Origin of the sequence: Pseudomonas sp. Sample_14 (assembly GCF_004307515.1) — a bacterium.
Lineage (GTDB): Bacteria > Pseudomonadota > Gammaproteobacteria > Pseudomonadales > Pseudomonadaceae > Aquipseudomonas > Aquipseudomonas atacamensis.
Genome location: NZ_RCOC01000025.1, coordinates 40,098 through 67,014 on the forward strand (window position 1 = coordinate 40,098; position 26,917 = coordinate 67,014).

The following is a 26,917-nucleotide window of genomic DNA, read 5'->3' on the forward strand; positions in this document are numbered from 1 at the left end:
GACCGTGTCGATTGACGCCAAGCGCCAGCCAGGAGAGCCCGTCATGTCCCAGTCGCCGTCCCTGAGCCAGTTACGCGATCCCGAAGCCTTTCTGCGCCGCCACCTCGGCCCGGATGCCGCCGAGCAGCAGGCGATGCTCGACAGCCTCGGCCTGGGCAGTCGCGCCGAGCTGATCGAGCAGACCGTGCCGCCGGGCATTCGCTTCAATCGCGCACTGGATCTGCCGCCGGCACTCGACGAACAGACTGCGCTGGCGAAACTGCGCGGTTATGCCGAGCAGAATCAGCTGTTCACCAGCCTGATCGGCATGGGCTATCACGGCACTGTCACGCCGACCGTCATCTTGCGCAACGTGCTGGAAAATCCCGGTTGGTACACCGCGTACACCCCATATCAACCAGAGATCGCCCAGGGCCGGCTCGAAGCGTTGCTCAATTTTCAGCAACTGACGATCGACCTCACCGGCCTGGAACTGGCCAACGCCTCGCTGCTCGATGAGGCTACCGCAGCGGCCGAAGCCATGGCTTTGGCCAAGCGCGTGGCGAAGTCGAAGAGCAATCTGTTTTTTGTGGATGAAAATTGCCATCCGCAAACTCTCTCCGTGGTACAGACCCGCGCCGAAGGTTTCGGCTTCGAGCTGATCGTCGACGCGGTGGATAACCTGGCGCAGCACGAGGTGTTCGGCGCGCTGCTGCAATACCCCGACACCCACGGCGAAATCCGCGATCTCAAACCCTTGATCAACCACCTGCACGCACAACAGGCCCTGGCCTGCGTCGCCACCGATTTGCTCAGCCTGCTGGTGCTGACGCCGCCGGGTGAGTTGGGTGCCGATGTGGTGTTCGGTTCGTCCCAGCGTTTCGGTGTGCCGATGGGTTATGGCGGCCCGCACGCGGCGTTCTTCGCCAGCCGCGAGGAATACAAACGGGCGATTCCGGGGCGGATCATCGGTGTGTCGAAAGATGCTCGCGGCAACGTCGCGCTGCGCATGGCCCTGCAAACCCGCGAGCAACACATCCGCCGCGAGAAAGCCAATTCGAACATCTGCACCGCGCAGGTGCTGCTGGCCAATATCGCCAGTTGTTATGCGGTGTATCACGGCCCCGAGGGTTTGAAGCGTATCGCCCAGCGCGTGCATCGTCTGACCTGCATCCTCGCGGCGGGACTCGAGCGCAACGGCATCAAACGGCTCAACAGGCAGTTCTTCGACACGCTGACGCTGGAGGTCGGCGGTGCGCAAACGGCGATCATCGAAAGTGCTCAGGCAGCGCAGATCAACCTGCGTATTCTTGGTCGTGGCCGCGTCGGTCTGAGTCTGGACGAGACCTGTGATGAACACACCGTGGCGAAGCTGTTCGATGTGCTGCTCGGCGCCGATCACGGCCTGAGCGTGGATGCGCTTGATGCGCAGGACATCGCCTCGGGAATTCCCGACGAACTCCAGCGCAGTACGCCGTACCTGCAACATCCGGTGTTCAACGCTCACCACAGCGAAACCGAGATGCTGCGTTACCTCAAACAGCTCGAAAACAAGGATCTGGCGCTCAACCAATCGATGATCCCGCTGGGCTCGTGCACGATGAAACTCAACGCCACCAGCGAGATGATCCCGATCACCTGGCCGCAGTTCGCCGATCTGCACCCGTTCGTGCCGAGGGAGCAGGCTGTCGGTTACACGCTGATGATCGAGGAGCTTGAGCGTTGGCTCTGCGCGATTACCGGTTTCGATGCGATCTGCATGCAGCCCAACTCCGGCGCCCAGGGCGAATACGCCGGGCTCCTGGCGATCCGTAAATATCACGAGAGCCGGGGGGAGGGCGCGCGGGATATCTGCCTGATTCCGTCGTCGGCCCACGGCACCAACCCGGCCTCGGCGCAGATGGCCGGGATGCGTGTGGTGATTGTCGAATGCGATGAGGCGGGCAACGTTGATCTGGATGATTTGCAGCTGAAAGCCGCCGAGGCGGGGAATAAGTTGTCGTGCCTGATGGCAACCTATCCGTCGACCCACGGGGTTTACGAGGAAGGCATCAGCGAAATCTGCGCAGTGATCCACCAGCACGGCGGCCAGGTGTATATGGATGGCGCCAATCTCAATGCCCAGGTCGGCCTGGCCAGACCAGCGGACATCGGCGCCGACGTGTCGCACATGAACCTGCACAAGACCTTCTGCATTCCCCATGGCGGCGGCGGGCCGGGCATGGGCCCGATCGGGGTTCGCGCGCATCTGGCGCCGTTTGTCGCCAACCATCCGGTGGTGCCGATTGACGGGCCGCTGGCGCAGAACGGCGCAGTCAGCGCAGCGCCGTGGGGCAGTGCGAGCATTTTGCCGATCAGTTGGATGTACATCGCCATGATGGGGCCGCAACTGGCGGACGCCAGCGAGGTGGCGATTCTGGCGGCGAATTATCTGGCGCAGCATTTATCCGGCGCGTTTCCTGTGCTCTACACCGGGCGCAATGGCCGCGTGGCCCATGAATGCATTCTTGATCTGCGCCGACTGAAGGCGCAGACCGGCATCAGCGAGGAAGACGTCGCCAAGCGGCTGATGGATTACGGCTTCCACGCGCCGACCATGTCCTTCCCGGTACCGGGTACGTTGATGGTCGAGCCGACCGAGAGCGAATCCAAGGCAGAACTCGACCGCTTCATCGCGGCGATGCTGAGCATTCGCGCCGAGATCAATGAAGTGCAGAAGGGCAACTGGCCGGGCGAAGACAACCCGCTCAAACGTGCGCCGCATACCTTGGCCGATGTCACTGGGATCTGGGAACGGCCTTACAGCATCGAACAGGCCATCACCCCGGATGCGCACACACGCTTGCACAAATATTGGCCGGCGGTGAATCGGGTGGATAACGTCTATGGCGATCGCAATCTGTATTGCGCGTGTGTGCCGGTGGATGATTACCGCTGATCTCTAAATCCACCACCGCCCCTGTGGGAGCGAGCCTGCTCGCGAAAGCAATCGTCCAGCCGGCATTTGCGGTGACTGGCTCACCGCTTTCGCGAGCAGGCTCGCTCCCACAAGGCATGGTGGTGAGGCGGTAATCCGGGCAAAAAAATGCCGCTCGATCGAGCGGCATTTTTGAGGGTGCGAGGCTTACTCGGAAGCCACGGCGTTCTTCGCCAGAATCGCGTTCGCCAGTTCCATGTCCGAAGCCTGCAGGCCAGGGTTGTCGGCGCGGACTTTCTGCATGGCTGCTTCCAGGTACGGGCCACGGATGCCGCCGTCGCTGGCGACGAAGCTGCCGGCGTCGTCCTGGGCGGCGACGATCAGCTTGTGATCCTTGAAGGTCAGGTAGGTCGAGCCGGTGGTGGCACCGGAGGAGATGACGTTACGCCAAAAGCTGTCCGCCATGGCCGAACCAACGGGAAGCGACAGCAGGGCCAAGGTGGCGACAGCGAGTTTGAGACGCATGATGAGGTGACTCCTGGGATTGACTACGGCGTTGGATAGCCGATCCCCGATCCAGTTCCGTGCTGAATTATTTCAACTCACTTTGCGGTGTCACCCGCAGCACTTCCTCCACCGTGGTCAGCCCCGCCGCAACTTTCTGCGCACCGGACAGGCGCAGGCTGCGCATGCCTTCCTTGAAGGCCTGACGCCTGATCGCGGTGAGGTCGGTATCCGGGGTGATCAGCGCTTTGAGGCTGTCGCTCAGCTGCATGATTTCGTACACGCCGGCGCGGCCGCGATAGCCGGTGTCGCGGCATTCCAGGCATCCGATCGCCCGTTGCGCATTGCTCGGCAGCGGCGCCTGCCAGGGCCGGGTCAGGGTTTGCCAGTCTTCATCTTCGAGCGTCAGCGGCGCCTTGCAGTGCGGGCACAAGGTGCGCACCAGACGCTGAGCCATGACGCCGAGCACGGTGGCTTTGATCAGGTAATGCGGTACGCCCAGTTCGAGCAAGCGACTGATGGCGCTCGGCGCATCGTTGGTGTGCAGAGTGGACAACACCAAGTGCCCGGTGAGCGCGGCCTGAATCGCCATTTCCGCAGTTTCCAGATCGCGGATCTCGCCGATCATGATGATATCCGGGTCCTGCCGCATCAGCGCGCGCACCCCGGCGGCGAAAGTCAGCTCAATGTTGTGCTGCACCTGCATCTGGTTGAAGGCCGGCTCGACCATTTCGATCGGGTCTTCGATGGTGCAGAGGTTAACCTCCGGCGTCGCCAGTTTTTTCAGCGTGGTGTACAGGGTGGTGGTCTTGCCCGAGCCGGTCGGCCCTGTGACCAGAATGATGCCGTTGGGCTGGCGGGTCATGTCCTGCCAGCGCCGCAGGTCGTCGGCGCTGAAACCCAACTGGTCGAAATTCTTCAGCAGCACTTCCGGGTCGAAAATCCGCATGACCATTTTTTCGCCGAACGCTGTCGGCAAAGTCGACAGCCGCAACTCCACTTCGCCGCCGTCCGGGGTCTTGGTCTTGACCCGGCCATCCTGGGGTTTGCGCTTTTCCGCGACGTTCATGCGGCCAAGACTTTTCAGGCGGCTGACGATCGCCATGGTCACCTGCGGCGGGAATTGATAGACGTTGTGCAGCACGCCGTCGATGCGAAAGCGCACGGTGCCGTGCTCGCGGCGCGGTTCGATGTGGATATCGCTAGCGCGCTGCTGGAAGGCGTACTGGAACAGCCAGTCGACGATGTTGACGATGTGCGCGTCGTTGGCGTCCGGCTCCTGATCGCTGGCGCCGAGGTTGAGCAGTTGTTCGAAGTTGCCGAGATTGCCGCTCTGGGCGTCGGCATTGCTGGCACCGCTGACCGATTTGGCCAGCCGGAAAAACTCGACGCTAAAGCGCTGGATGTCGACCGGGTTGGCCACGACACGTTTGATCGGCAGCTTCAATACGTGGGTCAGGTCGGCTTCCCAACCGCTGACGTAGGGCTGAGCGCTGGCCACGGTGACCGAGTCGCGGTCCACGGCGACGGCGAGAATCTTGTGGCGCTGGGCGAAGGCATAGGACATCAGCGGCGTGATCGCCGCGACATTGATTTTCAGCGGATCAATGCGCAAATACGGCTGACCGGCCTGTTGCGCCAGCCACAGGGTCAGGCTTTCCAGATCCAGATGTTTGCCCGGACGGCTGAGGTCGTCGAGTTGCTGGCTGGCGATGAATTCCAGCGGATGCATCTGCCCGTGAGCAGCATGGCGACGGCGGGCATTGAGCGCCTGTTCCGCCGCGTCCTGGCAGATGAAGCCTTGGGCGACCAGTTCCCGTAATACATCGTTGAGGTCCAGCCAGCGGTCCTGAGTGACAAATTGAACGGACATGCGGCTTTCCTTTTTAAGCGTCATGCGCAAAAGGATAGTCGTGGCCCCGCTGACCGTTGGGCCACTACCCGACGAAGCCGTTGCCGAATTTGTCAGCCGGCAGCCTGTGCGGGCGCCTGCCACGCCGTGTCGGCGTTGTGCAGGTCCACCGCGCAGACGCTGATCAGGTTACGCAGTTTCTCCGCGATCACTTGCGCGCGATGCCAGCTCAGGCCGCTCATGAGCAGATCGATCGACAGCAGATCGTCCTGGCGCTGGACCTTGACCTGCTCCGGCGTCAGAAACTGCAATGCGAACAGATTCAGCACCCGCACCAGCAGATCCGGCTCGGCCTCGGCGAGGATCCGGTATTGCGCCAGGCAGTGGGCGTTGTTGACGTTCCAGACATCGGCGCGGGTGGCGGGGCTGTTCACGGCTTCGAGGTGCGGCATGGCGAGTCTCCAGAATCATTGGAGAAATTTTTACATTCGGTGCGGGGTATTTCTTGGCTATGATCGGCGTCTGAACGGATTTATCGATAGAGTTGATTCGTGAAAGCTGATCTTTGAGGATTTTTTATGCAAAGCGAGCTGGACGCCTACGACCGCAAGATTCTCGCCTTGCTCCAGGAAGACGCTTCGCTGTCGAGCGCGCAGATCGCCGAGCAGGTGGGCCTGTCGCAATCGCCGTGCTGGCGACGGATTCAGCGGATGAAGGAGGAGGGCATCATTCGTGGCCAGGTGACCTTGCTGGATCGCAAGAAGATCGGTCTGAACACGCAGATCTTCGCCGAGATCAAACTCAATGCCCACGGCCGTTCGAACTTCACCGAGTTCACCGAGGCGATTCGCGGCTTTCCGGAAGTGCTGGAGTGTTATGTGCTGATGGGGGCGGTGGATTTCATGCTGCGCATTGTCGCGGCGGATATCGAGGCGTACGAGCGGTTCTTTTTCGAGAAGCTGTCGCTGGTGCCGGGGATACAGGAAGTGAATTCGATCGTGGCGCTGTCGGAGATCAAGTCCACCACCAGCCTGCCGGTCTAGTGCGGATGGCCTTCGTGGCGAGGGGATTTTACTGTGGCGGGGGTATTTACTGTGGCGAGGGGATTTATCCCCGATGGACTGCGCAGCAGTCCCCGCTTTTTCAAGAGCGGGGCCGCTTTGCGACCCAGCGGGGATGAATCCCCTCGCCACAGGGGCATCACATGCGCAGGAGGATTTTCCAGGCGCGATTCTGGTATACCGCAATCGCCTGATGCTTGCGCGCATCGAGCAGTTCGTCGGTGATGGTCGGCTCGTTGGCCAGTTGCGCCAGTTTGTTCAATTCACCGTACAGGCGATCCATTTCCGGGATGTCCAGCACGTTGCGCGCATGGTGCAACCAGACCTGAATGCGCTCGATACGCGGCAGTTGTTCAGCAAGATCTTCCGGCTGCTGCTGATAGCGTTGCAGCTGCAGAGCAGTAGCTTCTTCGCCGAGCAGACGCGGCAACCAGCTGTGCAATTGCGCGTCACCCTGACGATTACCGCGAGTATTGCGGTCGGCGGTCCAGGTGCGGGCCAGCAGCCAGCGTGAAGCGTTCAGCGAGAACTGGCCCCAGCGCGGGTCTTCCAGCTCTTCGAGGAACTGCTCAGGCGCGGCCTTGCGCACGTCTTCGTCCTCGATGCCGACCTGCACCAACGGGCGCCAGTCTTCGAGCAAGGCATCGAGGGCCACGCGCAAATCGTGGGTCGACTGACGCGGCGCCGCCTGGCCGAGGCTGCTGAGCAGGGCGCGCATTTCCGCGAGGTTCTCGACCCAGTCCTGCAACAGGCGCCAGTGGCCGTTGAAACGATATTGTTCAGCCAGACGCTGGCTGCTGCCGAGCAGATGCCAGCTCAGCGCGGCGAAGGCGTCGTCGAGACGGGTTTCGCTGGTCAGCTGCGGCGCCGGGAGGCTCAGCGAGTAGCTGTTGGCGTCGTGCAGGCGATAACCGCGCTCAGCCTTGCTGATATCGCATGGCATCAGCGCCAGGGTTTCGGCCAGTTCGGCAGCCAGTTCCAGCAGCGCCGCAGGCTCGCCTTCGCGCAGTTCCAGTTCCAGCTCGCAGATCTCTTCCTTCTGCTTGCCAACCACCACGTGACCGAGGTCCAGCGCGGCTTCGATGACCACTTTGGTCTTGCCACGGCCCCAGGCGATTTCGGCGCGCTCGCGGACGAAATCGGTGGTGAAGATCGGCTTGAGGGTTTTCTTGTCCAGCTCGGCCAATGCCTCGGGCCAGCATTCGCCGTCGAGTTTCTTTACGTCGAGCTTGGCTTTCGGCAGTTTCCAGTCGTACTCGTTACGCTCGGACAGACCGGCGACGCTCTGGCCACGGGTCTTGAGGGTCTGAATCACTTCGTCACCGTCCTTGCGCAGGCGCAGTGCGACTTTGGCTTGGGCGAGGTCGCGCTCGGGGGTGTCGAAGTACTGGTTCATCAACTCACGGCGTTCCCAGCCACTTTTGTTGCGTTTCTTCAGCAGCGGGTGCTCGCGCAGGGCAGCGAGGGTTTCGCGGCTGACGCGGAGTTTGATTTCAGTTTCTTTTTGCATGGCCGGAACATCCAGAATCGGGAGCGCAGCCGGGGGAATGTGTGGCTGCCAAGGCCGTGCAGTGTACAGGAGTCAAACTTCCTACGCCCTGCGGCGGTTTATTCCGCGCGCCGGATGGTTCTATAGTGGGCCTCAATCCGGGACCTGGAGTCAGTGATGCCATTGCCGTCCATGCAAGACCAGTTCGCCGCGCTGATTGCCGCGCCATCGGTCAGCTGTACTCAACCGAACCTGGACCAGTCCAACCGCGCCGTCATTGATCTGCTCGCTGGCTGGCTCGGTGACCTGGGCTTCAGCTGCGATATCCGGCAGGTCAGCCCCGGCAAATTCAATCTGCTCGCCAGTTTCGGCAGCGGCCCCGGCGGCCTGGTGCTGGCCGGGCACAGCGACACCGTGCCGTACGACGACGCGTTGTGGCAGACCGACCCGCTGAAGCTCACTGAAGTCGATGGCCGCTGGGTCGGGCTGGGCAGCTGCGACATGAAGGGTTTCTTCGCGCTGATCATCGAAGCCGTACGGCCGCTGCTCGATCAGCCGTTCAAGCAACCGCTGCTGATCCTCGCCACCTGCGACGAAGAAAGCTCGATGTCCGGCGCTCGCGCGCTGGCCGAGGCCGGGCAGCCGCTGGGCCGCGCGGCGGTGATCGGCGAGCCGACCGGGCTCAAGCCGATTCGCATGCACAAAGGCATCATGATGGAGCGCATCGACATTCTCGGGCAGAGCGGGCACTCGTCTGATCCGCGTCTGGGCCACAGCGCGCTTGAAGCGATGCACGATGCCATCGGCGAACTGCGCGGCCTGCGCCTGTTGTGGCAGCGCGAATTCAGCAATCCACAATTCAGCGTGCCGCAACCGACGATGAACTTCGGCTGCATTCATGGCGGCGACAACCCCAATCGCATCTGCGGCCAGTGTTCGCTGGAGTTCGACCTGCGACCGCTGCCGGGCATGGACCCGAACCTGCTGCGTGCGGAAATCCTGCGCAAGCTCAACCCGGTGGCCGAGCGGCATAAGGTGAAGATCGATTACCGACCGCTGTTCCCGGAAGTACCGCCGTTCGAACAGTCCGAGGATGCCGAACTGGTGCGCATCGCCGAAAAGCTCACCGGCCATCGCGCCGAAGCAGTAGCGTTCGGCACCGAAGCGCCTTATCTTCAGCGCCTCGGCTGCGAAACCATCGTCCTCGGCCCCGGCGACATTGCCTGCGCGCATCAACCCGGCGAGTACCTTGAAATGTCACGTTTGCAGCCTACCGTGCATCTGATTCGGCAGTTGATTGAACATTACTGCCTGACGACAGACGAACGATGATGGCCCTGTGAGGGAGCGAGCCTGCTCGCGAAAGCGTTTTGTCAGTCGCCATTGATGAACCTGATCCACCGTTTTCGCGAGCAGGCTCGCTGCCACAGGGTTAAATGTCTTGCATCAACCCGGTAAATTGCCTGCACCCCAACCCGTATTCATGAGGAGAGCGCGCGTGTCGCCAAGCCTGTTCCGACGATAACCATCAGCCCGCTGTGCGTTTTTCGTTTCGCCCCTTTTTTCGGCTGCTCTTTATTACAGGCCCAGGTTCATGCCCGAATACGTCAATTGGCTTCGCCACGCGTCCCCTTACATCAATGCCCACCGCGATTGCACCTTCGTCGTCATGCTGCCCGGCGACGGCGTCGAGCATCCCAACTTTGGCAACATCGTCCACGACCTGGTCTTGCTGCACAGTCTGGGCGTGCGTCTGGTGCTGGTGCACGGCTCGCGCCCACAGATCGAAACCCGCCTCGCCGCCCGTGGCCTGACCCCGCATTACCATCACGGCATGCGCATCACCGATGCCGCGACCCTGGAATGTGTGATCGACGCGGTCGGCCAGTTGCGCATCGCCATCGAAGCGCGGCTGTCGATGGACATGGCCTCGTCGCCGATGCAGGGCTCGCGCCTGCGCGTGGCCAGCGGCAACCTCGTCACCGCGCGGCCGATCGGTGTGCTGGAAGGTGTCGACTATCACCACACCGGTGAAGTGCGTCGGGTTGATCGCAAGGGCATCAACCGCCTTCTCGACGAGCGCTCGATCGTGCTGCTGTCGCCGCTGGGCTATTCGCCGACCGGCGAGATCTTCAACCTTGCCTGCGAAGACGTCGCCACTCGCGCCGCCATTGATCTGGGCGCGGACAAGCTGCTGTTGTTCGGCGCCGAGCTCGGCCTGATCGACGAGAACGGCAAACTGGTGCGCGAACTGCGCCCACAGCAAGTGCCGGCCCATTTGCAGCGTCTGGGCATGAGCAACTATCAAGCGGAGTTGCTCGATGCCGCCGCCGAAGCCTGCCGTGGCGGCGTGGCGCGCAGTCATATCGTCAGTTACGCCGAAGACGGCGCACTGCTGACGGAGCTGTTCACCCGTGACGGTGGCGGTACGCTGGTGGCGCAGGAGCAGTTCGAACTGGTGCGCGAAGCGGCGATTGAAGACGTCGGCGGTTTGCTCGACCTGATCAGTCCGCTGGAAGAGCAGGGCATTCTGGTGCGCCGCTCGCGGGAAGTGCTGGAGCGCGAGATCGAGCAGTTCAGCGTGGTCGAGCGCGAAGGCATGATCATCGCCTGTGCGGCGCTGTATCAGATTGCCGATTCCGATGCCGGTGAACTGGCGTGCCTGGCGGTGAACCCGGAATACCGCCATGGCGGTCGCGGCGACGAATTGCTCGAGCGCATCGAAACCCGGGCAAGGGCGCAGGGTCTGAAGACCCTGTTCGTACTCACCACGCGCACCGCGCACTGGTTCCGCGAGCGCGGGTTCGAGCCAAGCACCGTCGAACGCCTGCCAGCGGCACGGGCGTCGCTGTACAACTATCAGCGTAATTCGAAGATCTTCGAAAAGACCCTTTGAACAACAGCGAGGTCTGTGGCCAGGGGATTCATCCCCGCTGGACTGCGCAGCAGTCCCCTAGCGTTTCCAAGTGAAAACATAGGTGGTCGCTACGCGACCCAGCGGGGATAAATCCCCTCACCACAGGGTTCTGCATTCAGTCAGAGATGAACTTGGCGCTGACGTACGGCGAATAATCCGCCAGCACCGTCTCGACCTTGCCCTGTTCCTTCAGGAATTTCGCCGTTTCGGCAATGGCCTTGGCGGTGCCGCCGTCCAGCAGCGCCGTGGTTTGCTGCGCCTTGGCATCCGGGAACGCCGAACCGGCCAGCAGTTCCGGCACATCTGCTGCGTTGGCACCGGTCAATTTGGCGATTTTCTGCACAGGCACCGAGTCGGCCGTCCAGCTGTCTTTGTGTGCGGCGTAATCAGCGAACGAGTCCAGGGTGACCTTGGCAAACTTGGCCACGACCTCGGGATGCTTCTCGGCAAAGTCCTTGCGCGCCACCCACACCTCGAAGGTCGGCGCACCCCACTGGCCGACCTGGGCGGCGTCGGTCAGGGTCTTGCCGGTCTTGCGGATCTCGCCCAGTGCCGGCGACCAGACAAACGCCCCGTCGATGTCGCCTCGCTTCCAGGCGGCGGCAATCTCGGCCGGTTGCAGATTGACCACTTTGACTTGCGAGGTAGTCAAGCCCCAGTGCTTCAACGCCCCAAGCAGACTGTAGTGCGAGGTCGACACGAACGGCGTGGCGATGGTCTTGCCGATCAGGTCCTGTGGTTTGTCGATGCCGCTGCCGTTGCGCACCACCAAGGCTTCGGCGGCATTAATCTGCGCCGAAACGATAAACGCCACGATCGGCAGATTGCGTGAAGCAGCTGCTGCCAGTGGGCTTGAGCCAAGGTTGCCGATCTGCACGTCGCCAGAAGCAATGGCAGTGACGACTTCCGGGCCGCTGTTGAAACGACGCCAGTCGATCTTCTCGCCGATGGTTTTTTCATAGACACCATCGGCCTGCGGCACTTTGCTCGGATCGATCCCGGTCTGGTAGCCGACCGTCAGACCGGCGGCATGTGCGGAAAAAGAAAACAGTGCCGACACACAAACTGTAACAAATTGACTTGATAGTGCGCGTTTCGCCATGATGCGTCGCCTTTTCGATGGGATTTGCCGTGTTGGGAGCAAGGCAAAGCTAATCGATCTAAAAAAAGGTCAACAAATACCATTTAGGAATGAGCTTAGGCGCCGATACGCTGTTTCCCGGCGCAAAGGGCCATTAATGGGCCATATGTCCGAATGGTATGAAAAAGGATGAATAAATTCTTTTTGGGATTATCAGGAAGTCTTTACGCTGCAGGGACCCAATCACTGGCGATTAGACGATGGTCGTAGACACACAAGGTTACGATTGACTTGGCAGTCACGGTCTGGCGCTAATCGCGCATCTTAGGATTCAGGGCAAATCGACCCCGAACCAGGAACACAAGAATTAGAACGAGAGGAGCGATACATGAACAAGTCCACCTTGGCCCTGGCTGTGGCCGTTGGGGTTATGGCGCAGCAGGCAGGCGCCGCCGGTTTCATCGAAGACAGCAAGGCTACTCTGGGTCTGCGCAACTTCTATATCAACACTGACAACCGTAACGGCACTGCCGAACCAAGTCGCAACGAAGAGTGGGGCCAAGGCTTCGACCTGCGTTTCATCTCCGGTTACACCCAAGGCACCGTCGGCTTCGGTATTGATGCCATCGGTCTGTTGGGTGTGCGTCTGGATTCGGGCGGCGGCACCAACGGTAACGTTGCCTCCGGCGGCGGCCCAGGTACTGCTTACGGCGGCACTGTTTTCCCAAGCGAATCCAACGGTGAGGCGGTTGATAACTTCTCCAGCCTGGGTCTGACGGCCAAGGCCAAGATCTCCCAGACCGAACTGAAGCTGGGTACTCTGCAGCCGAAGAACCCGGTCATCGTCACTAACGATGGTCGTCTGCTGCCGCAAACCTGGCAGGGTGGCCAGATCACTTCCGGCGAGATCAAGGACCTGACTCTGGTCGGTGGCCAGATCGAGCACGTGAAAGGTCGTAACTCCAGCAACAATGAACAGCTGTCTATCGGTGGTGCAAGCGCGCGCACCATTAACAGCAACAAGTTCATCTACGCCGGTGGTGACTACAAAATCACCAAAGACCTGACTGCCCAGTACTACTACGGCAACCTGGAAGATTTCTACAAGCAACACTTCCTGGGTCTGGTTCACAACTGGGCAATCGGCCCGGGCGTTTTGAAGTCTGACTTGCGTTACTTCAACAGTTCCGACGACGGCGCCAACGGCAACACACCTGCTTACTTCAGCAACGGTAGCTACTCTGGTTTCGCCAACGGTCGCGGCAAAGTCGACAACAACCTCTACAGTGGTTTGTTCCTCTACACCGTTGCCGGTCACACCTTTGGTGGCGGCTATCAGGTGAGCAACGGCAGCAGCGACTTCCCTTGGCTGAACCAGGGCGACGGTTCGTCGAACTACACCATCACCGACATGCAGATCCAGAAGTTCGCCCGTGCCGGCGAGCGCACCTGGCAAGCACGCTACTCCTATGACTTCGCCAAGGTTGGCTTGCCAGGCCTGACCGCCGGTATGGTTTACCTGCGTGGCGACAACGTCGATACGTACAACGCCGGTCGCGTCCAGACTTCGAATGGCGCTTCCGAGTGGGAACGCGATCTGACCGTAGCGTACGTTGTTCCAGAAGGCCCGTTGAAAAACGTCGGCTTCATGTGGAAAAACGCTTCGTGGCGCACCGACATCGCTGGTCAACGCGACCAGGACGAAAACCGTCTGATCCTCAGCTACTCGATCCCGCTGTTGTAATAGCGCTCAAGCAACTGAAGCAAAAAAAGCCCCGTCCGGCATCGCGCCGGACGGGGCTTTTGCGTTTCGAGTCAGGCTCACCCCCGTAAGCCTTTCTCGATTTCCCTCTTTGCTGCAACTCAAGGCCTTCTCGAACCTTGCGTTGGATGTTCGTCGCGATGCCGGCCGGTGTCCAATGAACAGATGTTTAATATTCCATAATCATCTAGATATCTAGTTATTTATTCTTTTTCACACTGATCGATCCCGAGCTACAGTTGTTGTCTCCCATTCCTCATCAGGAGCAGCACCATGAGCCTCAGACTCGGCGACATCGCCCCCGATTTCGAACAAGACTCCAGCGCCGGCAAGATTCGTTTCCACGAATGGCTGGGCGATAGCTGGGGCGTGCTGTTTTCCCATCCGGCGGACTTCACTCCGGTGTGCACCACCGAGCTGGGTTTCACCGCCAAGCTCAAGGATGAATTCAGCCAGCGCGGCGTCAAAGCCATCGCGCTGTCGGTCGACCCGGTGGACTCGCACCACAAGTGGATCGAGGACATCAACGAAACCCAGAACACCATCGTCAACTTCCCGATCCTGGCCGATGCCGATCGCAAGGTCTCCGATCTCTACGACCTGATCCACCCGAACGCCAACGACACCCTGACGGTACGTTCGCTGTTCGTCATCGATCCGAACAAGAAGATCCGCCTGACCATTACCTACCCGGCGAGCACCGGGCGCAACTTTCACGAGCTTCTGCGGGTGATCGACTCGCTGCAGCTCACCGACAACTACAAGGTCGCCACTCCGGCCAACTGGCAGGACGGTGAAGAGGTGGTGATAGTGCCGTCGCTCAAGGATGAGGACGAAATCAAGCAGCGCTTCCCGAAAGGCTATCGCGCGGTGAAGCCGTACCTGCGCCTGACGCCGCAGCCTAACAAATAAGTCAGTGAGATTTTGATCGTTCCCACGCTCTGCGTGGGAATGCCGCCCGTGACGCTCCGCGTCACAGTGGACGCGGAGCGTCCATGGATTCATTGCCACGCAGAGCGTGGGAACGATCTTCGTGTGACTACAACGCAGGGGAATTTCGGCCGTTTCGACGGCCTTTTTTTTCGCCTGTATTCTGCGCAGAGGTATATCTCTTAAATGCATAACCAAATGAATAAATATGATTTATGGATATATAAATCAGCTGGTAAGGTCACTGCCATTGAAGCGAGATCGCAGCCTGCGAATCGCCCGTAACGCTTAAAGGAATCTGCAATGCTGGTCGTCTCACTCGGTGGCAGCCCCAGCCTGCGCTCCCGTTCCGGGGTGCTGCTGGAGCGTTCGCAACGCTGGTTGCAACAGCAAGGGGTGGAAGTGGTGAGTTATCAGGTGCGGGACTTCCCGGCCGAGGATCTGCTCCACGCGCGCTTCGACAGCCCGAAGGTCCTCGACCTGTTGCAACAGATCGCAAACGCCGATGGCCTGCTGATCGCCACGCCGGTGTACAAGGCCTCGTTTTCCGGTGCGCTGAAGACCCTGCTGGATCTGCTCCCCGAGCGTGCCTTGAATCACAAGGTAGTCTTGCCGATGGCTACCGGCGGCAGCATCGCCCACATGCTGGTGGTCGATTACGCTCTCAAGCCTGTGCTGTCGGCACTCAAGGCCCAGGAAATGCTTCAGGGCATTTTCGCCGAGGACAGCCAGATCGCTTATGGCGAAGGCAGTGCCGCAGCGCAACTGGCGCCGGCCCTGGAGCAACGCTTGCACGAGGCCCTGGACCAGTTCATCGGCGCCATGGCGCGCCGGCCGAAACCGCTGGAGCCGGGCCTGCTGAACGAACGTTTGTTGAGTGCTCGCTGGAGCATTTAAGCCTCATCGAAATTTGAAGTACTGGCCTTACTCGCCCGCCAACGGGCAAGCAGGTGCAGCCAAAACCCAACAGCAAAAAGGAGAGCGCTATGCGCACTGTATTTTTGCGTCGTGGTCTGGTCGCTCTGTTTGCTGCGGCTGTCACCTTCGGCGCCATCACCCAAGCTCAAGCCGAGACATTGCGGATCGGTTATCAGAAGTACGGCACACTGGTGCTGCTCAAAGCCAAGGGCACGCTGGAAAAACGCCTCGCCGCGCAAGGCGTCGACGTGCAATGGACTGAGTTTCCCGGCGGCCCGCAGCTGCTCGAAGGCCTCAACGTCGGCTCGATCGATTTCGGCGTGACCGGCGAAACCCCGCCGGTTTTCGCCCAGGCCGCTGGCGCGGATCTGCTCTACGTCGCCTATGAACCGCCAGCGCCGAACAGCGAAGCGATCCTCGTGCCGAAAGACTCGCCGATCAAATCGGTGGCCGACCTCAAAGGCAAGAAAGTCGCCCTGAACAAAGGCTCCAACGTGCACTACCTGCTGGTGCGCGCGCTGGAAGACGCCGGCCTCAAGTACAGCGATATTCAGACCGTGTTCCTGCCACCGGCCGATGCCCGCGCTGCGTTCGAACGTGGCAGCGTTGACGCCTGGGTCATCTGGGATCCGTATCAGGCCGCTGCCGAGAAACAACTGCAAGCGCACACCCTGCGTGACGGCAAAGGCATCGTCGACAACCACCAGTTCTATCTCGCGACCAAACCTTACGCGCAGAAAAATCCCGAGGTGATCAAGACCCTCGTCGAAGAGGTGCGCGCGGTGGGTGAATGGTCGCAAGCCAATCCCGAAGACGTGACGCAACAGGTCGCGCCACTGCTTGGCTTGCCGGCGGACATCACCCTGACCTCGGTGAAACGCCAGGGCTACGGCGCGCTGTTCCTGACCCCGGAAGTGGTCGCCGCGCAACAGAAAATCGCCGACACGTTCTTCCAGCTCAAGCTGATTCCCAAGCCGTTGAGCATCAAGGATGTGATCTGGACCCCGCCGGCCGCTGTGGCCCAAAGCTCCCAAGCCCAGTAATTCGAATCCACAAGGAGACCACTCCATGAGCCTCAACATCTTCTGGTTCCTGCCGACCCACGGCGACGGCCATTACCTTGGCACCGCCGAAGGCGCCCGCGCGGTTGATCACGGTTACCTGCAACAGGTCGCGCAAGCGGCGGATCGTCTGGGTTTTGGCGGTGTGCTGATTCCCACTGGACGCTCCTGCGAAGACTCGTGGCTGGTGGCAGCCTCGTTGATTCCGGTGACCCAGCGCCTGAAGTTTCTGGTCGCCCTGCGCCCCGGGATCATTTCCCCGACGGTCGCGGCGCGCCAGGCAGCGACGCTGGATCGTTTGTCCGGCGGGCGTGCGCTGTTCAATCTGGTCACCGGTGGCGATCCGGAAGAACTGGCCGGCGACGGTCTGTTCCTCAACCATGAGGAACGCTATCAGGCCTCGGTGGAATTCACCCGCATCTGGCGCCGTGTGCTGGAAGGCGAAACCGTCGATTACGACGGCGAGCACATCAGCGTGAAGGGCGCGAAGCTGCTGTATCCGCCGATCCAGCAACCGCGTCCGCCGCTGTATTTCGGTGGCTCCTCGGAAGCGGCGCAGGATCTGGCGGCCGAGCAGGTCGAGATGGTTCTCACCTGGGGCGAGCCGCCGGCCGCGGTGGCCGAGAAGATCGCACAAGTCCGGGCCAAAGCCGCCAAACTCGGCCGTACCGTGCGCTTCGGCATTCGTCTGCATGTGATCGTGCGTGAAACCAACGCCGAAGCCTGGCAGGCGGCGGATCGGCTGATCTCGCACCTGGACGACGACACCATCCAGCGTGCCCAGGCTTCGTTGGCGCGTTTCGACTCGGTCGGCCAGCAACGCATGGCCGCGCTGCACGGCGGTAGCCGCGACAATCTGGAAGTCAGCCCGAACCTCTGGGCCGGCGTCGGTCTGGTGCGCGGCGGTGCCGGCACGGCGCTGGTCGGCGATGGCCCGACTGTGGCGGCGCGGGTCAAGGAATACGCGGATCTGGGCATCGACACCTTCATCTTCTCCGGTTATCCACACCTCGAAGAATCGTATCGCGTGGCAGAGCTGCTGTTCCCGCACCTCGACGTCGAGCGCCCGGAACTGCCGAAGAGCGCCGGTTATGTCAGCCCGTTCGGCGAGATGGTCGCCAACGACATCCTGCCCAAAGCCGCATCGCAGAGCTGAGGCGCGGCCATGAACAAATTTATCCACAGCCTCGCGCCCTGGGCGTTGCCGGTGTTGCTGCTGGCGGTGTGGCAGTTGTCGGTGTCGACGGGCTGGTTGTCAACACGGATTCTGCCGGCACCGGTGGCGGTGATCGAAGCCGGTGTCAGTCTGGTGCGCAGCGGCGAGATCTGGACGCACCTGGCGATCAGCGGCTGGCGCGCGGCACTCGGTTTTACCATCGGCGGCAGCATTGGTCTGGTGCTGGGTTTCATCACCGGCCTGTCGAAGTGGGGCGAGCGCCTGCTCGACAGCTCGGTGCAGATGATCCGCAACGTGCCGCATCTGGCGCTGATTCCGCTGGTGATCCTGTGGTTCGGCATTGACGAGTCAGCGAAGATTTTTCTCGTGGCGCTGGGCACCTTGTTCCCGATTTACCTCAACACTTACCACGGCATCCGCAACGTCGACCCGGCGCTGGTGGAGATGGCGCGCAGTTATGGTCTGAGCGGTTTCAGCCTGTTCTGGCAGGTGATTCTGCCGGGTGCGTTGCCGTCGATTCTGGTTGGCGTGCGCTTCGCTTTGGGCTTCATGTGGCTGACGCTGATCGTCGCTGAAACCATCTCGGCCAGCTCCGGTATCGGCTATCTGGCGATGAACGCCCGCGAGTTCCTGCAGACCGATGTGGTGGTGCTGGCGATCCTGCTTTACGCGGTGCTCGGCAAACTTGCCGACCTCGCCGCACGTGGACTTGAGCGTGTGTGGCTGCGCTGGCACCCGGCCTATCAGGTTGCCAAGGGAGGTGCGGCATGACTGCTCAACAACCTCCACGCCTGCTGCGCGGGATTCCGCTGGCGGTGCGCAACCTGCAGAAAACCTTCGGCGCGCGGCAGGTGCTGCGCGACATCGATCTGCACATTCCGGCGGGGCAATTTGTCGCCGTGGTCGGGCGCAGCGGTTGTGGCAAGAGCACGTTCTTGCGCTTGCTCGCCGGCCTCGATCAACCGACTGGCGGCGAGCTGCTGGCCGGCTCCGCGCCGCTCAGCCAGGCGCGCGACGATACGCGGCTGATGTTCCAGGAAGCGCGGCTGCTGCCGTGGAAAAGGATCATCGACAACGTCGGTCTCGGCCTCAAGGGCAACTGGCGCCAGCAAGCGCTGGATGCACTGGAAGCCGTGGGTCTGGCTGATCGCGCCAATGAGTGGCCGGCGGCATTGTCCGGTGGCCAGAAGCAGCGCGTGGCGCTGGCCCGGGCGCTGATTCACCAGCCGCGTCTGCTGCTGCTCGACGAACCACTCGGCGCACTGGATGCGCTGACCCGCATCGAGATGCAGCAACTGATCGAACGGCTGTGGCAGCAACACGGTTTTACCGTGCTGCTGGTGACCCATGACGTCAGTGAAGCGGTGGCGATTGCCGATCAGGTGATTCTGATCGAGGACGGCGAAGTCGGCCTCGACCTGCACGTCGAACTGCCGCGCCCCAGGGTGCGTGGCTCGCATCGCCTCGCCGCACTGGAAACCGAAGTGCTCAACCGTGTTCTGTCCCTGCCCGGCGAACCGCCGGCGCCGGAACCCGTTTCACCCCTGCCTACGCAACTGCGCTGGGCGCAATGAAGCAGCTGCAAGCTTCAAGCTACAAGCCGCAAGAACAAGCCTGGTGCTTTTACTTGCAGCTTATAGCTTGCCGCTTGCAGCTCATTTCGATCCTAGGAGAAATGCCATGACTATCAAAGCCATCAACGTGCGCAACCAGTTCAAAGGCTCGATCAAGGAAATCGTCCTCGGCGACGTGCTGTCGGAAATCGACGTGCAGACCGCTTCGGGCATCGTCACTTCGGTGATCACTACCCGCTCTGTGAAAGAGTTGGAGCTGGTGGTCGGCAGTGAGGTGATCGCCTTTGTGAAATCCACCGAGGTATCGATCGCCAAGTTGTAAGCCGGTGAACAAAAAACAACCCCGGAGGGTGTGAGCCCTGCGGGGTTTTTTGTGCCTGTCGCGGATTCGGCGGCGCGGCTTTCGCGAGCAGGCTCGCTCCCACAGGGGAACGCATTTCAAATGTGGGAGCGAGGCTGCTCGCGAAAGGGCCGGTGCATGCGCTAGAGATTTCTTTTGGGTAAATATGGCGGAAGGTACAACCCGATATAGGCATCAAACACGCGCATCCCTTCCTCGGCCATGCGCGGGGTGATCTGCCCGTGCTGCTGCACCGAACGGGCATACACCCGGTCGCCCAGTTCCATCGCCAGGGCAAACACATCGACATCGTCCGGCAGCCTTGGCAACTCGAAATGCTGGTCGAACAGCTTGTGCATCAGGTCGCCCAGTTCCAGATCGTGCTGGCGGTCGGCCTGGGTCACTTCGGTCAGGCCGTGTTGCGCCAGGATCAATTGCCGTGCGGCCGCATCCTGGTCGTAGATCTCGAGCATGCGTTGTTCGACCAGTCGCGACAGATCTCGCCAGTCGCGTAACGCGTCGTGATCGATCGGCGCTTGCAGGCAGGCGCGGAAGGCTGCGTGGACATCAGCGGTCAGCGCTTCGAGCAGCGCCGGTACGCTGGCGAAGAAGTGATATACGGAGGAGGGCGGAATCTGCGCGCGCTCGGCGACGCTGTAAATCGACAGACTGGCCACGCCCTCGGCCGCCAGCAGCGTGCGCGCGGCATCGAGGATCGAATCGATCCGCGCCTGACTGCGGGCACGGGGTTTGCGAACGGTGGCGGGACGCGTCATGGAAGTCTCCTGCGGGGCAGCGGGCATTGTACGAGGCGGTTCAGGTGTTGTCTGCCAGTACCCTGTAGCGAGGGGATTTAGCGAAACGTCGCACCGCCCCGTTCGGCTGCGCAGCAGTCGTAAACCCTGAGAGCCGGGTATTCCTGACGCACCGAGTGGGATGGATTTGGGGCTGCTTCGCAACCCAACGGGGATAAATCCCCTCGCCACAGGTTTTGTGTTCGGCCATAAAAAAACGCCGCTGGCTGAATCAGCCAACGGCGTTTTTTTGAAGCTGCAAACCATTTAAACGGTATGCAGATACCAGTTGTACTCAAGGTCGGAGATGGAGTGTTCGAACTCCTCCAGCTCGCTTTCCTTGCAGGCGACGAAGATATCGATGTACTTCGGATCGATGTACTTGGCCATCACCTCGCTGTCGTCCAGCTCGCGCAGGGCATCGCGCAAGTTGTTCGGCAGGCTCTGTTCGTTCTGCTCGTAGCTGTTGCCTTCGACAGGCGCGCCCGGTTCGATCTTGTTGACCAGGCCGTGGTGCACGCCGGCCAGTACCGAAGCCATCAGCAGGTACGGGTTGGCGTCGGCGCCGGCCACGCGGTGCTCGATACGTACGGCATCGGCAGAACCGGTTGGTACGCGAATCGCCACGGTGCGGTTGTCCAGGCCCCAGCACGGCGAGTTCGGTACGTAGAACTGCGCGCCGAAGCGACGGTAGGAGTTGACGTTCGGGCAGAGGAAAGCCATCTGCGCCGGCAGGGTCTCGAGCACACCGCCGATCGCGTGACGCAGCGCGGCGTTCTGCTCGGGATCCTCGCTGGCAAAAATGTTTTTGCCAGCTTTGTCCAGAATCGAAATGTGTACGTGCAGACCATTGCCCGCCTGGCCCGGATACGGCTTGGCCATGAAGGTGGTGTCCATTTCATGGTCGTAGGCGATGTTCTTGATCAGACGCTTGAGCAGGACTGCGTAGTCGCAGGCCTTGATCGGGTCGGCGACGTGGTGCAGGTTCACTTCGAACTGCGCCGGGGCACTTTCCTTGACGATCGCGTCGGCCGGGATGCCTTGCTCTTTGGCGCCTTCCAGAATGTCCTGGAGGCAGTCGACGTATTCGTCGAGGTCGTCGATCAGGTAGACCTGCGTCGAGTGCGGGCGTTTGCCGGAGATCGGCGAGCGTGGCGGCTGCGGACGGCCGTTCACGTTTTCCTGGTCGATCAGGTAGAACTCGAGTTCGAAGGCGGCGCAGATGGTCAGGCCGAGCTCGTCGAACTTGGTCACCACCTGGCGCAGCACTTCACGGGGATCGGCGAAGAACGGATCGCCTTCGAGTTCGTGCATGGTCATCAACAGCTGCGCGGTAGGGCGCTTCTGCCATGGCTCGTTGCACAGGGTATCGGGGATCGGATAGCAGATGCGATCGGCGTCGCCGATGTCCAGGCCCAGACCGGTGCTTTCCACCGTGGAGCCGTTGATATCCAGGGCAAATAGAGAGGCCGGCAGGTTGATGCCTTTCTCGTAAACCTTGTGGAGGCTGGTGCGTTCGATGCGCTTGCCGCGCACCACACCATTCATATCCGCAATCAGAAGGTCAACGTACAGAACCTCAGGATGTTCCTTAAGGAACGCGTTCGCTTCGTTAAGCTGAACGGCACGCGGGGGTACCGACATGATGCAACACCTTTGTTGTTAAAAATATCAATCATTGATCTTTTCTGGTTTCAGTCAACCCGAACGGCCTGCCGAAGTCAAGCGAGGCCTTTTTTGCCCCGAAAAAGCGCTTGAAGGGCATTTATGGGGCACTTTGGGGCGTTTTTTCAAACCTTGAACGTTGCTCAGCTGCGGGCTTGAGCAGGCCGTGTTGTATTTTTTACGGGGGTGTTGTGTAAAAAAATGAACAAGGCTAAGCTCCGGTCAAACCCATAACAGCAATAATACCGGGGTGCTTCATGTCTCGCCTGCCGTTAATCGGCATCACCGACTGCTCGCAACAGTCCGGTCTGCATGCTCATCACATCAGTGGCGATCAATCCGTCCGTAGCGCAGCCAGCAAGGCGCGCAGCCTGTCGACGAGACTCTCGTCAACATCCGGCAAAACGGCAGCGTCCGATATTCTGGACGTCGGGCACAGCATCCGCTTTATGGCGTCTCCTTTCACTATAGAACTCTTTCCCTCTCAAAGCCCGTGCCGCACTCAGCGTCATGCTTGTGATTCTGCACGTTTGCAAACTGCACGGGAAATGCAACGCCAGCGTCAAGGGCAGGTAAGCTCCTCTTTCATTGTCTATGCGCGGTGCCAGGCGTAAGCCGGCACTGCGCGAGCAAGCCCCCTTTAACGCGACGCCGCAAGCGTCAAAATTGCCTGACATCGCGTCAGGAGACTCAGCCCAGAGGCATTTATGAGTAACAACCTCGACCAGCTCACCGATTGGTTGAAAGACCGCAAGATCACAGAAGTCGAATGCATGATCGGCGACTTGACCGGTATTACCCGGGGCAAGATATCGCCGACCAACAAGTTCATCGCCGAGAAAGGCATGCGTCTGCCGGAGAGCGTGCTGCTGCAGACCGTGACCGGCGACTACGTCGAAGACGACATCTATTACGAACTGCTCGACCCGGCCGACATCGACATGATCTGCCGCCCCGACCAGAACGCCGTGTACCTGGTGCCGTGGGCCATAGAGCCGACCGCGCAGGTGATCCACGACACCTACGACAAGCAAGGCAACCCGATCGAGCTGTCGCCGCGCAACGTCCTCAAGAAAGTCTTGAAGCTGTATGCCGACAAGGGCTGGCAGCCGATCGTGGCGCCGGAAATGGAGTTCTACCTGACTAAGCGCAGCGACGACCCCGACTATCCGTTGCAGCCGCCGATCGGCCGCTCGGGCCGTCCGGAAATCGGCCGGCAGTCGTTCTCCATTGAAGCGGCCAACGAATTCGACCCGCTGTTCGAAGACGTCTACGACTGGTGCGAATTGCAGGAGCTGGACCTCGACACACTGATCCACGAAGACGGCACCGCGCAGATGGAAATCAACTTCCGTCACGGTGATGCCCTGTCGCTGGCCGATCAGATTCTGGTGTTCAAGCGCACCATGCGCGAAGCCGCGCTCAAGCACGACGTGGCGGCGACGTTCATGGCCAAGCCGATGACCGGCGAGCCGGGCAGCGCCATGCACCTGCACCAGAGCATCATCGACATTCAGACCGGCAAGAACGTCTTCTCCAATGAAGACGGGACGATGAGCCAACTGTTCCTGCACCACATCGGTGGCTTGCAGAAACTGATCCCCGAGCTGTTGCCGCTGTTCGCGCCGAACGTCAACTCGTTCCGCCGCTTCCTCCCGGACACTTCGGCACCGGTAAACGTCGAGTGGGGCGAAGAGAACCGTACCGTCGGCCTGCGCGTACCGGATGCCGGCCCGCAGAACCGCCGCGTGGAAAACCGCCTGCCGGGCGCCGACGCCAACCCGTACCTGGCGATCGCCGCGAGCCTGCTCTGCGGTTACATCGGCATGGTCGAGGGCCTGAACCCGAGCGCGCCAGTGGTCGGCCGTGGTTACGAGCGCCGCAACCTGCGCCTGCCGCTGACCATCGAGGACGCGCTGGAGCGTATGGAAAACAGCGCGACCATCGAGAAGTACCTCGGCAAGACCTTCATCACCGGCTACGTCGCGGTCAAGCGGGCCGAGCATGAAAACTTCAAGCGCGTGATCAGTTCCTGGGAGCGTGAGTACCTGCTCTTCGCCGTCTGATACGCCGGGCGCGGCGGCCAGCCGTCGCGCCTTCACCGATAACAAGGAGAATTGGCATGACCAGCAACAACCCGCAAACCCGTGAGTGGCAAGCGCTGAGCAGCGATCACCACCTGGCCCCGTTCAGCGACTTCAAGCAACTGAAAGAGAAGGGCCCGCGGATCATCACCAACGCCAAGGGCGTTTATCTGTGGGACAGCGAAGGCAACAAGATCCTCGACGGCATGGCTGGCCTCTGGTGCGTGGCGATCGGTTACGGTCGCGATGAGCTGGCCGATGCCGCCGCCAAACAGATGCGCGAACTGCCGTACTACAACCTGTTCTTCCAGACCGCACACCCGCCGGCACTGGAACTGGCCAAGTCGATTGCCGACGTGGCGCCAGAAGGCATGAACCACGTGTTCTTCACTGGCTCCGGCTCCGAAGGCAACGACACCATGTTGCGCATGGTCCGCCACTACTGGGCGATCAAAGGCCAGCCGAACAAGAAAGTCATCATCAGCCGCAAGAACGGTTACCACGGTTCTACCGTGGCCGGCGCCAGCCTCGGCGGCATGACTTATATGCACGAGCAGGGCGACCTGCCGATTCCGGGCATTGTCCACATCGCCCAGCCGTACTGGTTCGCCGAAGGCGGTGACATGTCGCCGGAAGAGTTCGGCATCTGGGCGGCCAATCAGCTCGAAGAAAAGATTCTCGAGGTCGGCGTCGACAACGTCGGTGCCTTTATTGCCGAGCCGATCCAGGGTGCCGGCGGCGTGATCATTCCGCCTGATACCTACTGGCCGCGCATCAAGGAAATCCTCGCCAAGTACGACATCCTCTTTGTTGCCGACGAAGTGATCTGCGGCTTCGGCCGTACCGGTGAGTGGTTCGGTAGCGATTTCTACGACCTCAAGCCGCACATGATGACCATCGCCAAGGGCCTGACCTCCGGCTACATCCCGATGGGCGGGTTGATCGTGCGTGATTCGGTGGTGGCCGTGCTCAATGAAGGCGGCGATTTCAACCATGGCTTCACTTACTCCGGCCACCCGGTGGCAGCCGCTGTGGGCCTGGAAAACATCCGCATCCTGCGCGACGAAAAAATTATCGAGAACGCCCACAACGAAACGGCACCGTATTTGCAGAAACGTCTGCGCGAGCTGAACGATCACCCGTTGGTGGGTGAAGTTCGCGGCGTCGGTCTGCTGGGGGCGATCGAGCTGGTGCAGGACAAGGCCACGCGCAAGCGTTACGAAGGCAGGGGCGTGGGCATGATCTGCCGGCAGTTCTGCTTCGACAACGGCCTGATCATGCGCGCGGTGGGCGACACCATGATCATCGCGCCGCCGCTGGTGATCAGCAAAGCGGAGATCGATGAGCTGGTTACAAAAGCACGCAAGTGTCTGGACCTGACCCTCGGTGCGCTACAGGCCTAGGTGCTAGGCTTTGGGCGGGGGAGCCGCGGCGCACTCGCTCAAAGCTGTCAGAAAGGCTGGTCTTTTGTTGAAAGACCGCCTCGGATCTTGCCAGACTAGCCGCGGTTCCAGTTGTCCGGGTTCGGCCGCTGAACAAAGTGGTTCAAAAAAGAAAAATTTGGAGCATGACGCATGAAGGCATTAGGTAAAAAGCTAGCTGGCAAGACTCTGCTCGCGCTGTCCATGGCGGGCATGATGGCGGGTGCGGTGCACGCGGACGACAAGGTACTGCACGTCTACAACTGGTCCGACTACATCGCGCCGGACACCGTGGCCAACTTCGAAAAAGCCACCGGGATCAAAGTCGTCTACGACGTCTTCGACAGTAACGAAACCCTGGAAGCCAAGCTGCTGGCCGGCAAGTCCGGTTACGACATCGTGGTGCCTTCCAACAATTTCCTCGCCAAGCAGATCAAGGCCGGCGTTTACCAGGAGCTGGACAAGTCCAAGCTGCCGAACTGGAAAAACCTCGACGAAGATCTGCTCAAGGCCGTTGGCGATGCCAGCGACCAGGGCAACAAACACGCCTTCCCGTACATGTGGGGCTCGATCGGCATCGGCTACAACCCGGCCAAGGTCAAGGCTGCGCTGGGCATCGACAAGATCGATTCGTGGGACGTGGTGTTCAAGCCGGAAAACATCGAGAAACTCAAAAGCTGCGGTGTGAGCTTCCTCGATGCCCCGACCGAAATGATTCCGGCGGCATTGCACTATCTGGGCAAGCCGACCAACAGCAAGGACAAGGCTGACCTGAAAGCCGCCGAAGACCTGTTCCTGAAGATCCGTCCTTCGGTCGCCTACTTCCATTCGTCCAAGTACATCTCCGACCTGGCCAACGGCAACATCTGCGTCGCCGTCGGTTACTCGGGTGACCTGGAGCAATCCAAGACCCGCGCTCAGGAAGCCGGTGACAAGGTCAAACTGGCCTACACCATTCCAAAAGAAGGCGCCGGTACTTTCTACGACATGGTCGCCATTCCCAAGGATGCCGAAAACGTCGAAGCCGCCTACAAGTTCATGAACTACCTGATGGAGCCGCAAGTGATGGCCGGCATCACCAACGCCGTGCGTTTCCCGAACGGCAACAAGGCGGCGACGCCTATGGTGGACAAGGGCATCACCAGCGACCCGAGCATCTACCCGTCGGCTGAAGTGAAGAAGCAGCTCTATGCGATCAGCGATCTGGACGCCGCAACGCTGCGTCTGATCACCCGCAGCTGGACCAAGATCAAATCGGGCAAATAAGCCGGTTTGTCGCCACAACCGCTGGCCGTCGTCGTCGCGACGGCGGCCAGCGGATAATTAAATGACAGAAAGTTTTGCTGGATCGGTTTTTCGAGGGTAAGTTGCGCGCCGGTTTTGTTGTCGGG

General features: G+C 60.8%; 22 protein-coding genes. 15 read left to right on the plus strand and 7 right to left on the minus strand.

Features of this window, described 5'->3' with window-relative positions; all coding sequences use genetic code 11:
* Nucleotides 1–43: 43 nt before the first annotated feature.
* Entirely contained in the window at nt 44–2,917 is a 2,874-nt protein-coding gene (gcvP, locus tag D8U61_RS04995; protein ID WP_130926513.1) for an aminomethyl-transferring glycine dehydrogenase, read from the plus strand.
* A gap of 186 nt (nt 2,918–3,103) precedes the next feature.
* On the opposite strand, the gene D8U61_RS05000 is transcribed toward gcvP, so the two are convergent.
* From D8U61_RS05000 to D8U61_RS05010, 3 genes are all read right to left on the minus strand, one after another.
* The gene (locus D8U61_RS05000; RefSeq protein ID WP_172667868.1) at nt 3,104–3,424 is read right to left on the minus strand and encodes a DUF2388 domain-containing protein; all 321 of its coding nucleotides are present in this window, start codon (nt 3,422–3,424) and stop codon (nt 3,104–3,106) included.
* Between the two features lie 64 nt (nt 3,425–3,488).
* Nucleotides 3,489–5,273, minus strand: a complete 1,785-nt coding sequence (locus D8U61_RS05005; protein WP_122506176.1) for a GspE/PulE family protein — start codon at nt 5,271–5,273, stop codon at nt 3,489–3,491.
* A gap of 92 nt (nt 5,274–5,365) precedes the next feature.
* Complete coding sequence (locus D8U61_RS05010; RefSeq protein ID WP_125925401.1) at nt 5,366–5,704, minus strand: hypothetical protein; 339 nt, start codon at nt 5,702–5,704, stop codon at nt 5,366–5,368.
* A 126-nt stretch (nt 5,705–5,830) separates the two neighbouring features.
* Between D8U61_RS05010 and D8U61_RS05015 the strand changes: the two genes are divergently transcribed.
* Complete coding sequence (locus D8U61_RS05015; RefSeq protein ID WP_125925402.1) at nt 5,831–6,295, plus strand: Lrp/AsnC family transcriptional regulator; 465 nt, start codon at nt 5,831–5,833, stop codon at nt 6,293–6,295.
* 157 nt (nt 6,296–6,452) lie between these two features.
* Here D8U61_RS05015 and D8U61_RS05020 read toward each other — a convergent pair whose 3' ends face one another.
* Nucleotides 6,453–7,823 carry a CYTH domain-containing protein gene (locus D8U61_RS05020; RefSeq protein WP_122612321.1) on the minus strand — a complete coding sequence of 457 codons (1,371 nt, stop codon included), beginning with the start codon at nt 7,821–7,823 and terminating at the stop codon, nt 6,453–6,455.
* Nucleotides 7,824–7,979: 156 nt separating this feature from the next.
* Here D8U61_RS05020 and argE point away from each other — a divergent pair, with 156 nt between their 5' ends.
* Nucleotides 7,980–9,134, plus strand: coding sequence for an acetylornithine deacetylase (gene argE / locus D8U61_RS05025; protein ID WP_122748321.1), 1,155 nt, complete (start codon nt 7,980–7,982; stop codon nt 9,132–9,134).
* A gap of 262 nt (nt 9,135–9,396) precedes the next feature.
* Nucleotides 9,397–10,698, plus strand: coding sequence for an amino-acid N-acetyltransferase (argA, locus tag D8U61_RS05030; RefSeq protein ID WP_130900332.1), 1,302 nt, complete (start codon nt 9,397–9,399; stop codon nt 10,696–10,698).
* A gap of 136 nt (nt 10,699–10,834) precedes the next feature.
* Here argA and tauA read toward each other — a convergent pair whose 3' ends face one another.
* Nucleotides 10,835–11,824: a taurine ABC transporter substrate-binding protein gene (tauA, locus tag D8U61_RS05035; RefSeq protein ID WP_130926546.1), complete on the minus strand. Its 990-nt coding sequence runs from the start codon at nt 11,822–11,824 to the stop codon at nt 10,835–10,837.
* A 364-nt stretch (nt 11,825–12,188) separates the two neighbouring features.
* Between tauA and D8U61_RS05040 the strand changes: the two genes are divergently transcribed.
* From D8U61_RS05040 to D8U61_RS05075, 8 genes are all read left to right on the plus strand, one after another.
* On the plus strand, nt 12,189–13,544 hold the full coding sequence (locus tag D8U61_RS05040; RefSeq protein WP_130926514.1) for an OprD family porin: 1,356 nt from the start codon (nt 12,189–12,191) through the stop codon (nt 13,542–13,544).
* Between the two features lie 291 nt (nt 13,545–13,835).
* Nucleotides 13,836–14,474 carry a peroxiredoxin gene (locus D8U61_RS05045; RefSeq protein WP_130926515.1) on the plus strand — a complete coding sequence of 213 codons (639 nt, stop codon included), beginning with the start codon at nt 13,836–13,838 and terminating at the stop codon, nt 14,472–14,474.
* Nucleotides 14,475–14,795: 321 nt separating this feature from the next.
* Nucleotides 14,796–15,389 (plus strand): NADPH-dependent FMN reductase, encoded by a 594-nt coding sequence (gene ssuE, locus D8U61_RS05050; protein WP_016772651.1) that lies wholly within the window; start codon nt 14,796–14,798, stop codon nt 15,387–15,389.
* Between the two features lie 89 nt (nt 15,390–15,478).
* Nucleotides 15,479–16,453: a sulfonate ABC transporter substrate-binding protein gene (locus D8U61_RS05055; protein ID WP_110644464.1), complete on the plus strand. Its 975-nt coding sequence runs from the start codon at nt 15,479–15,481 to the stop codon at nt 16,451–16,453.
* Nucleotides 16,454–16,478: 25 nt separating this feature from the next.
* Complete coding sequence (gene ssuD / locus D8U61_RS05060) at nt 16,479–17,627, plus strand: FMNH2-dependent alkanesulfonate monooxygenase (RefSeq protein WP_016772653.1); 1,149 nt, start codon at nt 16,479–16,481, stop codon at nt 17,625–17,627.
* 9 nt (nt 17,628–17,636) lie between these two features.
* Nucleotides 17,637–18,419 carry an aliphatic sulfonate ABC transporter permease SsuC gene (ssuC, locus tag D8U61_RS05065; RefSeq protein WP_122612327.1) on the plus strand — a complete coding sequence of 261 codons (783 nt, stop codon included), beginning with the start codon at nt 17,637–17,639 and terminating at the stop codon, nt 18,417–18,419.
* Nucleotides 18,416–19,222 carry an aliphatic sulfonates ABC transporter ATP-binding protein gene (ssuB, locus tag D8U61_RS05070; RefSeq protein WP_130926516.1) on the plus strand — a complete coding sequence of 269 codons (807 nt, stop codon included), beginning with the start codon at nt 18,416–18,418 and terminating at the stop codon, nt 19,220–19,222. Before ssuC ends, ssuB begins: the two co-directional genes overlap by 4 nt.
* A gap of 106 nt (nt 19,223–19,328) precedes the next feature.
* Complete coding sequence (locus tag D8U61_RS05075) at nt 19,329–19,544, plus strand: TOBE domain-containing protein (RefSeq protein ID WP_003229256.1); 216 nt, start codon at nt 19,329–19,331, stop codon at nt 19,542–19,544.
* 161 nt (nt 19,545–19,705) lie between these two features.
* Here the strand turns inward: D8U61_RS05075 and D8U61_RS05080 are convergent, their stop codons facing one another.
* Nucleotides 19,706–20,338, minus strand: a complete 633-nt coding sequence (locus D8U61_RS05080; protein WP_095181294.1) for a TetR/AcrR family transcriptional regulator — start codon at nt 20,336–20,338, stop codon at nt 19,706–19,708.
* Between the two features lie 285 nt (nt 20,339–20,623).
* Nucleotides 20,624–22,000 (minus strand): glutamine synthetase family protein, encoded by a 1,377-nt coding sequence (locus D8U61_RS05085; RefSeq protein ID WP_016772657.1) that lies wholly within the window; start codon nt 21,998–22,000, stop codon nt 20,624–20,626.
* A 728-nt stretch (nt 22,001–22,728) separates the two neighbouring features.
* Between D8U61_RS05085 and D8U61_RS05090 the strand changes: the two genes are divergently transcribed.
* The 3 genes from D8U61_RS05090 (at nt 22,729) to D8U61_RS05100 (ending at nt 26,792) form a co-directional block, all read left to right on the plus strand.
* The gene (locus D8U61_RS05090) at nt 22,729–24,087 is read left to right on the plus strand and encodes a glutamine synthetase family protein (RefSeq protein WP_016772658.1); all 1,359 of its coding nucleotides are present in this window, start codon (nt 22,729–22,731) and stop codon (nt 24,085–24,087) included.
* A 56-nt stretch (nt 24,088–24,143) separates the two neighbouring features.
* Nucleotides 24,144–25,508 carry an aspartate aminotransferase family protein gene (locus D8U61_RS05095; RefSeq protein ID WP_130926517.1) on the plus strand — a complete coding sequence of 455 codons (1,365 nt, stop codon included), beginning with the start codon at nt 24,144–24,146 and terminating at the stop codon, nt 25,506–25,508.
* Between the two features lie 171 nt (nt 25,509–25,679).
* Nucleotides 25,680–26,792: a polyamine ABC transporter substrate-binding protein gene (locus D8U61_RS05100; protein WP_130926518.1), complete on the plus strand. Its 1,113-nt coding sequence runs from the start codon at nt 25,680–25,682 to the stop codon at nt 26,790–26,792.
* The last annotated feature ends 125 nt before the right edge of the window (nt 26,793–26,917 follow it).